At 72.1% G+C, this 14475-nt stretch carries 12 protein-coding genes; 6 read left to right on the forward strand and 6 right to left on the reverse strand.

Annotated features, from left to right (window positions below; all coding sequences use genetic code 11):
* Positions 1-70 precede the first annotated feature (70 nt).
* Positions 71-3382, forward strand: a complete 3312-nt coding sequence (gene lysX, locus DMA15_RS34215; RefSeq protein ID WP_125516538.1) for a bifunctional lysylphosphatidylglycerol synthetase/lysine--tRNA ligase LysX — start codon at positions 71-73, stop codon at positions 3380-3382.
* Between the two features lie 88 nt (positions 3383-3470).
* Positions 3471-4316: a polysaccharide deacetylase family protein gene (locus DMA15_RS34220; RefSeq protein WP_125516539.1), complete on the forward strand. Its 846-nt coding sequence runs from the start codon at positions 3471-3473 to the stop codon at positions 4314-4316.
* A gap of 28 nt (positions 4317-4344) precedes the next feature.
* On the opposite strand, the gene DMA15_RS34225 is transcribed toward DMA15_RS34220, so the two are convergent.
* Entirely contained in the window at positions 4345-5034 is a 690-nt protein-coding gene (locus DMA15_RS34225) for a class F sortase (RefSeq protein WP_125516540.1), read from the reverse strand.
* 350 nt (positions 5035-5384) lie between these two features.
* On the opposite strand from DMA15_RS34225, the gene DMA15_RS34230 reads away from it, so the two are divergent.
* Positions 5385-5876: a hypothetical protein gene (locus DMA15_RS34230; RefSeq protein ID WP_125516541.1), complete on the forward strand. Its 492-nt coding sequence runs from the start codon at positions 5385-5387 to the stop codon at positions 5874-5876.
* Positions 5877-6031: 155 nt separating this feature from the next.
* On the opposite strand, the gene DMA15_RS34235 is transcribed toward DMA15_RS34230, so the two are convergent.
* The 5 genes from DMA15_RS34235 to DMA15_RS38080 all read right to left on the reverse strand — a co-directional run bounded on the left by DMA15_RS34235 (position 6032) and on the right by DMA15_RS38080 (position 9357).
* Complete coding sequence (locus tag DMA15_RS34235) at positions 6032-6601, reverse strand: hypothetical protein (RefSeq protein ID WP_125516542.1); 570 nt, start codon at positions 6599-6601, stop codon at positions 6032-6034.
* Positions 6602-6823: 222 nt separating this feature from the next.
* Positions 6824-7090 (reverse strand): hypothetical protein, encoded by a 267-nt coding sequence (locus tag DMA15_RS34240; protein WP_125516543.1) that lies wholly within the window; start codon positions 7088-7090, stop codon positions 6824-6826.
* A 100-nt stretch (positions 7091-7190) separates the two neighbouring features.
* Positions 7191-8357, reverse strand: coding sequence for a hypothetical protein (locus DMA15_RS34245; RefSeq protein ID WP_240660086.1), 1167 nt, complete (start codon positions 8355-8357; stop codon positions 7191-7193).
* 91 nt (positions 8358-8448) lie between these two features.
* Positions 8449-9213: a DUF4239 domain-containing protein gene (locus DMA15_RS34250; protein ID WP_125516544.1), complete on the reverse strand. Its 765-nt coding sequence runs from the start codon at positions 9211-9213 to the stop codon at positions 8449-8451.
* A 15-nt stretch (positions 9214-9228) separates the two neighbouring features.
* Positions 9229-9357, reverse strand: a complete 129-nt coding sequence (locus DMA15_RS38080) for a hypothetical protein (protein ID WP_276314381.1) — start codon at positions 9355-9357, stop codon at positions 9229-9231.
* A 708-nt stretch (positions 9358-10065) separates the two neighbouring features.
* Here DMA15_RS38080 and DMA15_RS34260 point away from each other — a divergent pair.
* The 3 genes from DMA15_RS34260 (at position 10066) to DMA15_RS34270 (ending at position 14309) form a co-directional block, all read left to right on the forward strand.
* Positions 10066-11076 (forward strand): SCO0930 family lipoprotein, encoded by a 1011-nt coding sequence (locus DMA15_RS34260; protein ID WP_125516546.1) that lies wholly within the window; start codon positions 10066-10068, stop codon positions 11074-11076.
* Between the two features lie 279 nt (positions 11077-11355).
* On the forward strand, positions 11356-12168 hold the full coding sequence (locus tag DMA15_RS34265; RefSeq protein ID WP_125516547.1) for an SAM-dependent methyltransferase: 813 nt from the start codon (positions 11356-11358) through the stop codon (positions 12166-12168).
* Complete coding sequence (locus DMA15_RS34270) at positions 12165-14309, forward strand: EAL domain-containing protein (protein ID WP_125516548.1); 2145 nt, start codon at positions 12165-12167, stop codon at positions 14307-14309. Before DMA15_RS34265 ends, DMA15_RS34270 begins: the two co-directional genes overlap by 4 nt.
* The last annotated feature ends 166 nt before the right edge of the window (positions 14310-14475 follow it).

Here is a 14475-nt window from a genome sequence, read left to right on the forward strand (position 1 = left end):
GGGCAGGCGTTCGACGAGGCCGGGGCTGCTCGGCGCGCGCCGCGCCACACGGCTTCTTAGAGTCGTGCCCATGAGTGTCAGCGAGGAGAACTCCGAGGCCACCGGGCCCCCAGGGCCGAGCCGCCGCCGAGCAGGCCTCCTCGCCCGCGTCCCGGAGGGGTTCGCCGCCTTCTTCGGCGCCCTCGGCGTCTTCTGCGCCGTCGTCGCGCTCATCCCCGCGCTGCGCCGCCTCCTCATGCCCGTCATGCGCCTCCTGGAACTCGTCACGGTCCCGGTCAGCGCGAACCTCGCGTACGCCGTCTTCCTCTTCCTGCTCGCCGCCGCGACCGCCGCCCGCAAGAAGGTCACCTGGTGGCTCATCGTCATCTACCTGGCGCTGCTGCTCGCCTTCGACGTGCTCGGCGCGGCACTCGGCTACTGGGCCGAGTCGCTGCCCTCCTTCATCGTCTGCGGCATCGCCTTCGTCCTGCTGATCCTGGCCCGCAAGGAGTTCTCCGCGGACTCGCGCCGCGGCGCGCTGTGGCGGGCCGTCGCCGTGCTGCTCACGGGCCTCGGCCTCGCCGTCCTGGTCGGCTGGGGGCTCGTCGAGCTGTTCCCCGGCACCCTGCCCCGCCACGAGCGCCTGCTGTGGGCGGCCAACCGCGTCCTCGGCGGCCTGATCCACGGCCACGAATACTTCCAGGGCGCCCCGCCGCGCCCCCTCTTCTTCTGGCTCGGCCTCTTCGGCGCCCTCGCCCTCCTGAACGCCGCCGCCACCCTCTTCCGCTCCCAGCGCATGGAAGCCGCCCTGCACGGCGACGAGGAGCCCCGCATCCGCGCGCTCCTCGGCACCTACGGCGACCAGGACTCACTCGGCTACTTCGCGACCCGGCGCGACAAGGCCGTCGTCTTCTCGCCCAGCGGCAAGGCCGCCGTCACCTACCGCGTCGAGGCCGGCGTCTGCCTGGCCAGCGGCGACCCCGTCGGCGACCGCGAGGCCTGGCCGCACGCGATCGGCGCCTGGCTGGACGTCGCCCGGCGCTACGCCTGGGCCCCCGCCGTGATGGGCGCCTCCGAGGACGGCGCCACCGCCTACGCCCGCTGCGGGCTCGGCGCGCTGCAACTGGGCGACGAGGCGATCCTGTACGTGGCCGGCTTCGACCTGGACGGCCGGGACATGCGCGTGACCCGGCAGGCCGTGAACCGCGTACGCCGCACCGGCGCCACCACCCGTGTCCGCCGCCACTCCACCCTCACCGACGAGGAGATGGAGGAGATCATCGACAGGGCGGACGCCTGGCGGGACACCGAGACCGAGCGCGGCTTCTCCATGGCGCTGGACCGCCTCGGCGACCCCGAGGACGGCGACTGCCTGCTCGTGGAAGCCCTCGACGCGGACGGCAGGCTCCTCGCCCTGCTCTCCCTGGTGCCCTGGGGCAAGGACGGCGTCTCCCTCGACGTCATGCGCCGCGACCGCACCGCACCGAACGGCGTCATGGAGTTCATGGTCGCCGAACTCTGCGCCGCCGCACCGAAGTTCGGCGTGCGCCGCATCTCCCTCAACTTCGCCGTGTTCCGCTCGGTCTTCGAGGAGGGCGGCCGGATCGGCGCGGGGCCCGTGCTGCGCCTGTGGCGCAAGCTGCTGCTGTTCTTCTCCAAGTGGTGGCAGCTCGAAGCGCTCTACCGCTCCAACGCCAAGTACCACCCCGAGTGGTACCCGCGCTTCATCTGTTACGGCGACAGCGGCGCCCTCGCCCGCATCAGCCTGGCGTCCGGCATCGCCGAGGGCTTCGTCTCCGTGCCGTCCCTGCGCAAGCTCTGGGGCAAGGGCCATCAGCGGCCCCGGGGCGTCGACCGGCCCGCGACCACCGAGGGCCTGCCCTCGATCGCCGCGCTCGGCCTCGCCGGGCAGGACGGCACCGCCGACACCGACCCCGCATCGAAACTCCCCGAGCAGATCCGCGTCCGGCACCACAAACTCGACCGGCTGCGTGCCGAGGGCACGGACCCCTACCCCGTGGGCCTGCCGCCCCGCACCCACGAACTGTCGGGGATCACCCGTGACATGACAGGCGCTCAGGTGACGGTCGCGGGGCGCGTCATGCTCGTACGCGACTTCGGCGGCGTCGTCTTCGCCGTCCTGCGCGACTGGTCGGGGGACCGGCAGCTCGCCCTCACCCGGCAGACCTCGGGCACCGCGCTGCTCGACCGCTTCACCGCCGGCATCGACATCGGCGACCACGTCACCGCCACCGGCACGGTCGGGGCGAGCGACAAGGGCGAGCTGACCGTCTTCGTCACCGACTGGCGGCTCGGCGGCAAGTGCCTGCGCCCGCTGCCCGACAAGCGGCGCGGCCTGACCGACCCCGAGGCGAAGGTCCGCCGCCGCTATCTCGACCTGGTGGCGAGCCCCGGCGCCCGCGAGGTGGTCCGGGCCCGCTCCACCGCCGTACAGGCGCTGCGCCAGGGCCTCCTGGACCGCGGCTACCTGGAGGTCGAGACGCCGATGCTCCAGCAGATCCACGGCGGCGCCAACGCCCGGCCCTTCACCACCCACATCAACGCCTACGACCTCGACCTCTACCTGCGCATCGCCCCCGAGCTGTACCTCAAGCGGCTCTGCGTCGGCGGCATGGAGAAGGTCTTCGAGATGGGCCGCACCTTCCGCAACGAAGGCGTCTCGTACAAACACAACCCCGAGTTCACGATGTTGGAGGCCTACCAGGCCTTCGCCGACTACGACGTGATGCTCGACCTCACCCGCGAACTCATCCAGGACGCCGCGACCGCCGCCCTCGGCGCGCCGGTCGCCCGCAAGGCCGGCGCCGACGGGAAGCTCGTCGAGCACGACATCTCCGGACCCTGGCCGGTCAAGACCGTGTACGGGGCGATCTCCGAGGCGCTCGGTGAGGAGGTCGGCGCGGACACCCCGCTGACGGCCCTGCACCGGCACTGCGACCGGGCCGACGTCCCCTACACGGCCGACGACGGCCGCGGCGACGTCGTCCTCGAGATGTACGAGCGTCTCGTCGAGGAGCGGACGGAGCTGCCCACCTTCTACAAGGACTTCCCGACCGACGTCTCCCCGCTCACCCGCCGGCACCGCACCGACCCGCGCCTCGCCGAACGCTGGGACCTCGTCGCCTTCGGCACCGAACTGGGCACCGCCTACTCGGAGTTGACCGACCCCGTGGAGCAGCGCAGACGCCTCACCGCGCAGTCGCTCCGCGCCGCCGGGGGAGACCCCGAAGCCATGGAGCTCGACGAGGACTTCCTCGACGCCCTGGAGTACGCGATGCCGCCCACCGGAGGCCTCGGCATCGGCGTGGACCGGCTCGTCATGTTCCTCACCGGCCTGACCATCCGCGAGACCCTGCCCTTCCCCCTGGTCCGCCGCGTCTGACCCCTCCACCGCGTCTGATCGGGTGCTTTCGGGGGCCGCCCCGGTGTTGGTGATCCGCGGCGGGCTGCGGCCATGCGACGGATTAGTCATGAAAGACGATCAGCTGACGCCAGGGCGCCGGCTCGTGCTCCGCGCCGCCGCGGCACTCGGCGCCGCCGCGGCCGCCGGATGCACGGCCACGGGCGGCCCGGACGCCCCCGGGCCCACCGCACCCAGTGGCGCGCCCGCCGCGGGCCCACCGGCCCGTCGCCCCCTCAAGCCCTCCGCGTACCGCCTCCAGCCCATGGCGGGATACGGCCCCCCGCGTACCGCACGCGCCCTGCCCCGGGTCCGCAAGGCACCGATCCTGCGCATGGACGGGCACGACCGCTCGATGGTGCTGACCTTCGACGACGGGCCCGACCCGCGCTACACCCGGCCCATCCTGCGGACGCTGCGAAAGTACGACGTCCGCGCGATGTTCTTCGTGTGCGGGGAGATGGCCGCCGACCACCCGGACCTGCTGCGCGAGATGGCCGACGACGGGCACCTGATCGGCAACCACACCTGGAGCCACCCGCTGCTGCCCAAGCTGAACCGGTCCACCATGCGCGAGCAGATCGGGCGCACCTGCGACGTCATCGAGGACGTGACCGGCGAGCCGCCCGCGTGGTTCCGTGCCCCCTACGGCGCGTGGAACCGCAACGCCTTCCAACTGGGCGCCGCGCTCGGCATGGAGCCGCTCGCCTGGACCGTGGACACCCTCGACTGGACCGAACCGGGCGCGCGGGCCATCGTGCGGCGCGTGCGCGCGGGCGCGGGACCCGGCGTCGTGGTGCTCTCGCACGACGCGGGCGGCGACCGCTCGGGCAGCGTCGACGCCCTGCGCACCTACCTTCCGGAACTGCTCGAATCCGGCTACCGCGTCACGGTCCCCGGCCGCTACGCGATGTGACGCGCCCTTCGCCCGTCGGGTCCGCGTGTCAGCGCACGGCCGTCAGACGGGCGAAGACGACGACGTTCCCGTCGTATCCGGACTGCTTGGAGAAACCGCCGCCGCAGGTGATGACGCGCAATTCGGGAGTTCCGCCGTTTCCGTAGACCCGCTTTCCGGGGAAGTTGTTCTTGTCGAACACCTCAATGCCGTAGATCTTGAAGATCGCGGTCTTCTTGTCCCTGCGCCGGACCTCGATGTGCTGCCCCTTCTTGAGGGAACCGAGGCCGTAGAAGACGGCGGGCCCCCGCTGATTGTCGACGTGGCCGACGACCACGGCCGTGCCCTGCTCGCCCGGCGAGACGGCGCCCGTGAACCAGCCCGCGAGATTGGAGTCCTCGGGTGGCGGCGCGTCCACCCACCCCTCGGAGTCCAGGCCCACCGCCATGACCGGCGCGTCCACCTGGATGCCCTTGATGCGGATGCGCTCGGCGGGGGAGAAGGTCAGGGGCGCGGGTGCGTCGCGGCCCGGTTCGGGCTCGCGGTCGGCGGCCGCGGCGGACGCGGGCTGCGGCGGGCCCACGTCGAATTCCCCCGATCCGTTGCGGATCAGCGCGAGGCCGGTCAGCAGGACGAGCGCCATCACGCCCCACGGGGCGCGCTTCTTCTGCTTTTCGTCCTCCTGGGAACCCTGGGAATCCTGAAATTCGAACTCGTCGGCCGGATGGGACGAAGGCATTCTCTATCCCCTCTCAGACGCGGCGGGCGCGCCGCGTCCGTTGCGCGTACGAGAACGCTAAGCGCGTGGAGCGCGGCGTGCGAAAGGGCGGGAGCGAACGGGTGGCGCCCCCCGCCCGGTGCGCCATCCGGGTCGCCCGCGGAAAGGAAATTTCTGACAGTCCGTGACCTGCGGTGATGTCCGCTCGCGCGGACACGGCTCGGCGTGTCGTCTCACCAGGACGGCCGATCCCCGAAATGCGGGTCCGCGCACGTCATCTGAGGGTCAGTCTGGGAGGCGCTCTCGCCGATCGACCGGGGACGGTACCCCCGGGGCGCTTTCCGCGGAGGATTGCCATGCGTACTTCTCGTATGCGTACCACTCGTGCCCTCGCGGTCGCCGCCGCGGCAGGCGCGGTCGTGGGGCTCGCCGCCCCGACCGCGTCCGCGTGGGCCGACCCGACCAACCTCGTGGCGATGCCCAGCGTGATCCCGCGGGGCGGGCACCTGACGGTCACCGTCGACGGCTCGTCCTGCCAGACCGGCGGCAAGATCACCTCGCATGCCTTCCCCGACACGAACCTGCACCCGATCCCGGGCGGCACCACGTCGAGCGCGACCGCCGTCGTCCACAAGCACGCCACGCCGGGCGCGTACGACATCACGGCCCACTGCGGCGGCAAGACCCTCACGCGCCCGGCGGCGTTCACCGTCATCCACGGCGGTGTGCGCGGCGGCTTCGGCGGCAGCTCGCACTCCGGGGCAACAAGCACCGACATGGCGATCGGCGGCGTCCTGGTGGCCGCCGCGGTGGTCGGCGGCGGTGTGTTCTGGATGCGCCGCAGGTCCGAGAACCGCATCTGATCCGCCGGTCGGAGAACCGCGTCCGACCCGTCGGGCGGACCCGGCGCGACCCCCTTCCGCGCCCCGGCCGCCCTTCTCCCGCCGCATCGCACGTGGCACCGCCTCGCCCCCGGGACCTGGAGACGTCCCGGGGGCGAGGCGGTGCCGGTGTCGGGTCAGGAGCCGTCTTCGCCGGTGCGGCGCCGCGTCTTGTAGTAGGCGGTGGCGAGGGTGCCCACGATCAGTGCGCCGCCGAGGGCGATCTCGTGCAGGTCGAGCCCGCCGAGGCTGCCGCCGACGCCGGCCTTGACGCCCTTGTGGACGGGGTTCTGGTTCGGGTACTGGTGCTGGTCGGGGTTCTGGTTCTGGTGGTTGTTGCCGTCGGGGCGGCCGGTGGCGATGGTGAGGTCCGTCTTGCCCGTCTCGCCCTTGCAGTCGAACGTCACCTCGTACATCGCCCCGGGCTTGGCCTCCCAGAACACCTGGGCCGTGGTGGAGGACTGCCCCTTGGGGATGTGGGCGTCGTCGAAGATCCCGGAGGTGACCTTGGTGTCGCCCTCGCAGCCGTCGACGCTGAGGGTGACCTGGCCGCCCGCGGCGACCGTCGAGGGGGTCACGCGGAAGCCGAACGAGGTGATGTTGTTGTTCGTGTCGTCGCGCGTGACGTTCGCCGACGCGGGCGGGACCGTGAGCGTCAGGACGGTGGCGGTGAGCAGAGCTGCCGAAGCGACGCGTATCGCGTGCATGGTGGATCCTCCGGGTCCCCGAGGAGCAGCCGCGGACCTTCTTCCGCTGACGCCTGAAATGCACCTCGATGCCGGAAACGCTAGGTACGCTCCCGCGGGCCCGCGATCGGTGTCGTGCGAACGGGGCAATCCTCTCCGCCGGTCAGGGGAACGGGACGGCGCGCCGCGCCGGACGTATCGGCTCCGTATGGGAATGGGAGCGCGGCCGGACGGTGGCGGCGCTCAGTCCTGGCGCGGCTCGGTTCGGCGCGGTGCGGGCCGGGACTCGGGCTGAGGCCGCGGCTCGGGCCATACGTGGGGTCCGCCGCGCCACTCGACGAGGTGCGGGTCGTCGAGCGCGATGTCGGCCTCGCCGAGCCCCGCGCGCCGCAGGAACTCCACCAGGTCGCGGTCGCCGTGCGCGACGCCGGCGTCCTGTCCGCGCACGGTGACCCGCCTGCCGCCGTCGGCGGCGGGCGGATGAATGATGATCGGTGACTGCCAGGGCATGGCACCAGAATGCGCCGGACCGGGGCGCGGCGCAGCACGATTCACGGCCAGAGGTCGCGGGGCCAGGTCATGCCGGGCTCAGGCGTCGGATCAGTGGGCGTCAGGCGTCGAGGCGTTCCGTGTACGCCTCGGTCGGCGGGTAGGGGGAGCGGTTCGTCATGCCGGCCGACCAGAACCCCGCGGTTCCGGGGATGGCCGTCACGTCGTTCAGGTAGGGAGCCGTCGTCTCGCTCGCCGGGCCTCGGACGACGGTCCAGTCGGCGCCCTCTTTGCGCAAGTAGGTGCTGCGGCTCTGGTCCTGGTAGTTCCACCCCGATATCCAGGCGGCCCGGCCCTGCGTGTCGCCCGCGATCCCGCTCAACGCCCCGAGGGTGAAGCCTGGTTGCAGCCGGGTCCACGCCGTGCCGTCCCAGTGGGCGAGGGCGGGATTGCCGGGGCGTCCCGGTGGCCCGCCGACGCCCGCCTCGGTGCCCACGGCCCATACGTCGTCCGCGGCGGCCGCGTGCACGTCGGCGATGCCCAGCCGGGCGCCCGCGATCGGGGGCAGCACCGTCCAGGAGCCGTTCCACCGGGCCACGAGCCCCGACCAGCCACCACCCGATGCCTGGTCACCGCTGACCCAGACCTCCTCCGGTGTGCGCAGGACGATCCGGTACAGGTTGGCGCTCGCGACCGGCAGCGGGTCCAGCCACCGCCACCGCCGCCCGTCCCCGAGGAGCAGCCGCGCCGCGCCGTCCCGGGTGCCGCAGATCCACACCCGCCGGTCGGCGCCGACCGCCACCGACTCGAGCCGGACGCCCGGCTCGCCCCTGCCCGGGAACGTGGCCTCGCGCCAGGTCGTCCCGTCCCAGCGCAGCAGCGGGCTCGCGTTCCCGGAGGGGAGGCCCACGCTCCAGGCCGCGGTGGAGCAGACACCGGCGACGTCGCTCAGCCGACCGGTGTAGTCCAAGTGCGACAGGTCGCTCTTCGACCAGGTGCTGCCGTTCCAGAACATGGCCAGTGCCCGCGTCTGTGACGACACCGTGAGGCTCTCCTCGCCGACGGCCCAGGCCATTCCCGGCCCGGCCGCGGCGATGCGGCGCAGCTGTGCGGCCGGGACGCTGCCGGGCGCCGGGACGGCCCGCCACTCCTGGAGCGCGCGCCGGTCCTGTGGGGTTCGCCGGTCCCCTGGCCGGCGCGTCGGCGCGTCGGCACGGGCCGGGTCCGAACCGAGGGCGATCCCGGAGAGCGCGCCGATCGTCCCCGCCACAAATCCTCTTCGTCTCACCGCTGGTCCCTTCCACGCGGTTCCACTCGGACAGGAGGAACCACCGTGGACCAGCGGCCCGCGCGGGACTAGCCACGCGGGTGACAAACCCTCAGCCGTCGAGCCCCGGGAACAGCGCCTTGAACGGTTCCGCCGTCGCCGCGATGCCCCGGCTGTACGGAGCGTCGAAGTCCCAGATCAGGAAGAGCAGGAAGGCGAAGAGGGCGGAGAAGAGGCCGGCAAGGATCAGCTCGCGCGGAGTGCGGCGGATCTGCAGCGCGAAGATCATGCCGATCGTCACGAGCCCCCCGATGATCAGGCCGAACCACACCACGCCGGGCATGGTCGCCCCGACGCTGTCCGCGCGGGCGCTGCGCGCGTCGTCCGCCGCCGCCACCTCGTCGACCAGCGGCTGGTACGCCTGGGCCTCGAAGTCCGACTTCGGTTCGTAGTCAGTGACGTCGTGGCGGATCCGGGCGAGGAGATCGGCGCCGCGGTCGGTGAGTTCGCCCTTGGCGGCCATCGCGTCCCACTCCGTGGTGACGACATGGCTGACATAGGTGCGCACATCAGCGCGGATGCGGTCCCGGACGTCCTCCGGGTAGACCCGCGCCCGCTCCGAGATCTCGTGCAGCGCCTGGGCCTCCACCCGCACGTGCTCCTGGGCGGCGCCGCGCGCCTCCCAGACGCCCGCGATGGCGAGGCCGAGCACGATGGCGTAGACGACGCCGATCATCATCGTCATGTACTCGATGACGTCAGGCGTCTCCGACGCGTCGTAGTCCGCGCCGGTCCTGCGGTGCCGCAGCAGTGTCACGACGAGCACGACGCCACAGGCGGCCGCCATCGCGAGGGTGAGAACAAGCCATTCCGACATGGAGACCTCCGGCGGTCAGCGCGGGCGGAGCGCGGCGACGGCGAGCACCGCGGGCGCCGTGATGAGCAGGGTGAGCGAGACGAGGGACGGGCCGCCGCGCGGCGGCCGTTTACGGGTCGGGGCGTGGTACGCCGGATATGTCACGGATGGCGATGGCTTGGTTGTTCTGCTCGGAGCAGGGCGCTTGGGCTTGGGCGCCGGCTTCGGCGCGGGCGCCGGAGGCGGGGGTGGGGTCAGGGACGGCTTCGGCGCCGCCTTCAGCTCCGGAGCGGGCGGCGGAGGTGGCGGCTCCGGGGCCTGGGGTTCCGGCGGCGGCGGCGGAGGAGGCGGAGGGGTCGGAGGGGGCGGGGGAGGCGGTGGAGGCGGTGGAGGAGCGGGTGGCGGCGGAGGTTTCGGGTGCGTCGGCCCCGCCCAGCAGTCGGCGCCGTTACCCGCGACGGATACGTTGTCGCCGCCCGAAGAGCCGCCGGGCCCGATCGAGGCGTACGCGCAGGCGTCGGCCGTGGCTGTTCCGGTGGCGGTCGAGGCGCCCAGGAGCAACGCCATCGCCAGAAGTGCCAGCAGGCGTGTGGCGAGGAGCGATAAGGCCCGCGAAGTTCCATGCACGACGAAGATCATGGGCGTCGGCGGCCCCCCGGCACGCCGGAACGCTCCCGAATACCCCGAAGGAAGGACGCGGCTCCGGCGCGGGCTTGACGGTATGCGCCCCCGCCCCGGGCCCGCCCCGCCCGCACCCGCCGCGCGAAGAATCTTTCGGACCGGTTGAACGCGCGGGCCGTCCCCGCCCGTACCTAGGGCCATGTGTGACGCAAAACGGCGCCACGACATCCAAGCGGACAGCGGGAGTGAGAGATGCGGCATCCAAGTGGGCGAGCCCCTCGGGCCTGGCGGAGCGCCTCGCTCGTAGCGACGGCTGCGGCCCTGCTGGCGTTGACGACGGCGTGCGGCCAGGAGAAGGGCGACCAGTCCCCGAACGGCCAGAATGTGGGCAACCAGGCACCGGCCAAGGGCGACGGATACGGCGCGGGTGACGGTTACGGCGACGCGGACGAAGGCGCCGCGGACGGCGGGAAGGCCAAGGCGAAGGCGGCCGGGCAACTCGCCGTGTGGGACAGCAAGAAGCTCGGGAAGGTCGTCACCGACAGCGAGGGGTTCACGCTCTACCGCTTCGACAAGGACACGGCCCAGCCGCCCAAGTCCAACTGCGACGCCGCCTGTCTGAAGGCCTGGCCCGTCGTGGCCGCCGACGGCGCCAAGGCCGCGCCCGGCGTCGACGCGTCCCTGCTCGGCGAGGTGACGGCCGCGGACGGCACCAAACAGCTCACCATCGACGGCTGGCCGATGTACCGGTTCGCGAAGGACGCCAAGCCTGGCGACGCCAAGGGGCAGGGCGTGGGCGGCACTTGGTACGCGGCGGCCTCCGACGGCAAGAAGGCCGCACCCGCGGCGGCCGAGACCCCCGAGGAGACCGCACCCCCCGAGGCCGTCCCGGCCGACCCCGCGGGCCTCTCCACCCGTAAGGACCCGAAGCTCGGCGAGATCGTCGTCGACAAGAACGGGATGACCGTCTACCGCTTCACCAAGGACTCCGCCTGGCCGATCAAGTCCAACTGCGTGGGCGCGTGCGCCGAGAAGTGGCCCGCCGTCGCCCCCGTCGACAAGGCCGACACCAAGGGCATCGACAAGAAGGGCTACATGACCTACGACCGCCCCGACGGCGGCAAGCAGCAGACGATCGACTGCTGGCCGCTGTACACCTTCGCGGGCGACAAGAAGCCGGGTGACACCAACGGCCAGGGTGTGGGCGGCACTTGGTTCGCCGCGAGCCCCGACGGCAAGGCGGTCGGCGCCCCGAAGAAGTAGCCCACCGAGCACCTTCCCCGACGCGACCCCCGGAGCAACCCCCAAGGCCCCCACGTAACCCCCAAGGCCCCCCACGGAGCACCACCGACCGGCCCGTTTCCCCCTTTATCACGAAGGGGGAGCGGGCCGGTCCGCTGTGTGGCGCACGGCACTTGCCAACGGCAGTGACCGAGAACGGACGGCCAATTTCCGTTTTGACTCGCTCCCTTGGCGGACGATCAGTAGCCTCACCCTCGAACATCGGATCGCCCGCGTCGCCCCCTATGCCTTGGAGTCTTGATGGAGCGTCCCGCCTGGGCCCCGCTCGGCATCGACCTCACGATGCCCAGCGTGTCCCGCATCTACGACTACTACCTGGGCGGTTCGCACAATTTCGAGGTGGACAGGGAGGCCGCCCGCAAGGCCATGGAGTTCATGCCGGGCCTGCCGAAGGTCATGCAGGCGAACCGCGCCTTCATGCGCAGAGCGGTCCGGTACGCCGTCGACCGGGGCGTCACCCAGTTCCTCGACATCGGCTCCGGCATCCCCACCTTCGGCAACGTCCACGAGGTGGCACAGCGGGCGAGCGACCGGGCACGCGTCGTGTACGTCGACCACGACCCGGTCGCCGTGGCGCACAGCGAGGCCGTACTCGACGGTGACGAACGCACCGCCGTCCTCGCCGCCGATCTGCGCAAGCCCCGGGACATCCTGGGCAGTTCGGAGGTCGGTTCCCTCCTCGACCTGGACCGCCCGGTGGCCCTGCTGCTCGTCGCCGTCCTGCACTTCGTCGAGGACGCGTACGATCCTTGCGCGGCGGTCGCCGAGTTGCGGGACGCCCTCGCGCCCGGCAGCCTGCTCGTCCTCACCCACGCCTCGTACGAAGGGATTCCGGTTCCCCCCGAGCAGGCGGGCGGGACGGTCGGTGTATACAAGGACATCCGCAATCCACTGATCATGCGCTCGCGCGAGGAGATCGCGCGGTTCTTCGAGGGGTACGACATGGTGGAACCCGGCCTGGTGCCGATGCCGCACTGGCGGCCCGACACGGCGCCCGAGGAGGAGGACCCCTACTCCTTCTCGGGGTTCGCGGGCGTGGGACTGAAGCGTTGAGCGCCGAGCCGGACGGACCGGAGGGAAGACTCCGCAGGTTCGCCACCATCTGGAGCCGCGCGATCTTCCCGGTGACGGCCACCTCGCTGACCCGTCCCGAGTTCGAGCAGCAACTGGTACCGCTCGCCCGACGGCTGCGTGACGCGCTCCAGGAGCGGGTCTTCGACGCGAAGGAGGGCCAGGCCGTCGGCGCCGCCCTCATCGACACGCACTGCACCGACCCCGAGGCGCTCAGCCGCACCCTGGACTGCGTCGACGCCTACCTAGTCCTGTACTGCGGAGGCGACGGCCCCCGGGAGGAGCTGCGGGCCCGCAGCGCGCGCATCCAGCACGCCGTCGCCGCCGGCTTCGCCCAGGCGCTGCGCGAGCGCACCCTCGCCGAGCAGGAGGCGATCTCCCGCGCCGCCCTGAGCGCCCGCAGCGCCGTCGCCGAGGCCCTGCACGCGAGCGAGGCACGCTTCCGCGCCGTCTTCCACGGCGCGGCGATCGGCATCGGCATCGCGGACCTCGACGGCACGATCCTGGAGGTCAACGACGCGCTGATCCGCATGTTCGGCGGCCTGGAGAGCAACGTCCGCGGACGCAACGCGGCGGAGTGGACCCACCCCGACGACTCGCCCCACGTATGGAAGCTGTACGAGGAGCTGGTGCGCGGCGAGCGCGAGCACTACCGCGTGGAGAAGGCCTTCTACCGCCCCGACGGCACCGTCCTGTGGACCAATCTGACCGTCTCCCTGCTGCGCGACGCGGACGGACTGCCGCAGTACCAGCTGGCGCTGATGGAGGACACCACCGAGCGGCGCCTGCTCAACCTGCGCCTGCGCTACGAGGCCACGCACGACGCGCTCACCGGGCTGCCCAACCGCACCCTGTTCTTCGAGCGCCTGGAGAAGGCGCTCGCGGCGGGCGACGGTGCCCGGTTCGGACTCTGCTACCTCGACCTCGACGGCTTCAAGACCGTCAACGACAGCCTTGGACACGCGGCCGGCGACCGGCTGCTCGTCGAGGTCGCCGACCGACTCCAGTCCTGTGCGACCGCGCCCGGCGAGATGGTCGCCCGCCTCGGTGGCGACGAGTTCGTGGCGCTCACCACGGGCACGGACACCGAGACGGAGGTGGACGAGCTGGCGGGGCGCATCATGAACGCCCTGGCCGCCCCGATCCGTGTCGAGGGCCGCGAGCTGACCGTGCGCGGCAGCATCGGCATCGTGGAGGGCCCGGCCGGTGAGCGCGGCGCGGCGGACGTGCTGCGCAGCGCCGACATCACGATGTACCGCGCCAAGTCCGCGGGCGGCAACCGCTACGAACTCGCCGACCCCGAGGCCGACGCCCGCGCCATCACCCGGCACGGCCTGACCACCGCGCTGCCCGCGGCACTGGAGCGCGGCGAGTTCTTCATCGAGTACCAGCCGCTGGTGCATCTCGGCGACGGCAGCGTGCGCGGTGCCGAGGCGCTGGTGCGGTGGCTGCACCCGCAGCACGGCGTCATCGGCCCCGACCGGTTCATCCCGCTCGCCGAGCACACGGGCCTGATCGTGCCGCTCGGCCGCTGGGTCCTTGAGGAGTCCGTGCGTCAGGCCCGCCTCTGGGAGACGCGCACCCTGGACGGGGCCGCCGCCGGGCCACTCCGGGTCAACGTCAACCTCTCGCCGATGCAGCTCACCCACCCGGGTCTGGTCTCCGACACGGTCGACATCCTTGAGCGTGAGGGTCTGGAACCGGGCGGGCTCTGCCTGGAGGTCACCGAGTCCGCGCTGATAGGAGCCGACGACGACCTGCTGAAGCCGTTGCGCAGGCTCGCCGAGATGGGCGTGGACATCGCGCTCGACGACTTCGGCACGGGCTACTCCAACCTCGCCAATCTGCGCCGGCTGCCGGTGAGCGTCCTCAAGCTCGACCGCTCCTTCACCCAGGGCATGCAGCACTTCCCCGCCGACCCCGTCGATCTGAAGATCGTCGAGGGGATCGTCTCGCTTGCGCACAGCCTGGACCTCGCGGTCACCGTCGAGGGCGTCGAGACGGGCGCGCAGGCGGATCAGCTGCGCGAACTCGGCTGCGATACGGCTCAGGGCTGGTATTACGCCAGGCCCGGGCCGCCGGACCAGCTGCATGAGCTGGCGCTGGCCGACGCGATCAGCTGACCGCTGGGTCTGGGCGGATCAAGGCTCGGGGGGCGTGTGTGGTTCGTCTGGTGCGGGTGCGTCGTGGTCGCTCGCGCAGTTCCCCGCGCCCCTGACGGGGCACGGATGCGCCCCGGTAGGGGCGCGGGGAACTGCGCGACCAGCCACGACGCACCCGCACCTGGAA

The sequence above is a fragment of the Streptomyces sp. WAC 01529 genome (assembly GCF_003945545.1).
In the GTDB taxonomy this organism is placed as follows: Bacteria; Actinomycetota; Actinomycetes; order Streptomycetales; family Streptomycetaceae; genus Streptomyces; species Streptomyces anatolicus.

Coding starts and splice junctions, on each gene's coding strand:
- lysX (WP_125516538.1), top strand. CDS start 71: ATGAGTGTCAGCGAGGAGAACTCCGAGGCCACCGGGCCCCCAGGGCCG.
- DMA15_RS34235 (WP_125516542.1), bottom strand. CDS start 6,601: ATGCACGCGATACGCGTCGCTTCGGCAGCTCTGCTCACCGCCACCGTC.
- DMA15_RS34260 (WP_125516546.1), top strand. CDS start 10,066: ATGCGGCATCCAAGTGGGCGAGCCCCTCGGGCCTGGCGGAGCGCCTCG.
- DMA15_RS34240 (WP_125516543.1), bottom strand. CDS start 7,090: ATGCCCTGGCAGTCACCGATCATCATTCATCCGCCCGCCGCCGACGGC.
- DMA15_RS34220 (WP_125516539.1), top strand. CDS start 3,471: ATGAAAGACGATCAGCTGACGCCAGGGCGCCGGCTCGTGCTCCGCGCC.
- DMA15_RS34250 (WP_125516544.1), bottom strand. CDS start 9,213: ATGTCGGAATGGCTTGTTCTCACCCTCGCGATGGCGGCCGCCTGTGGC.
- DMA15_RS34225 (WP_125516540.1), bottom strand. CDS start 5,034: ATGCCTTCGTCCCATCCGGCCGACGAGTTCGAATTTCAGGATTCCCAG.
- DMA15_RS34265 (WP_125516547.1), top strand. CDS start 11,356: ATGGAGCGTCCCGCCTGGGCCCCGCTCGGCATCGACCTCACGATGCCC.
- DMA15_RS34230 (WP_125516541.1), top strand. CDS start 5,385: ATGCGTACCACTCGTGCCCTCGCGGTCGCCGCCGCGGCAGGCGCGGTC.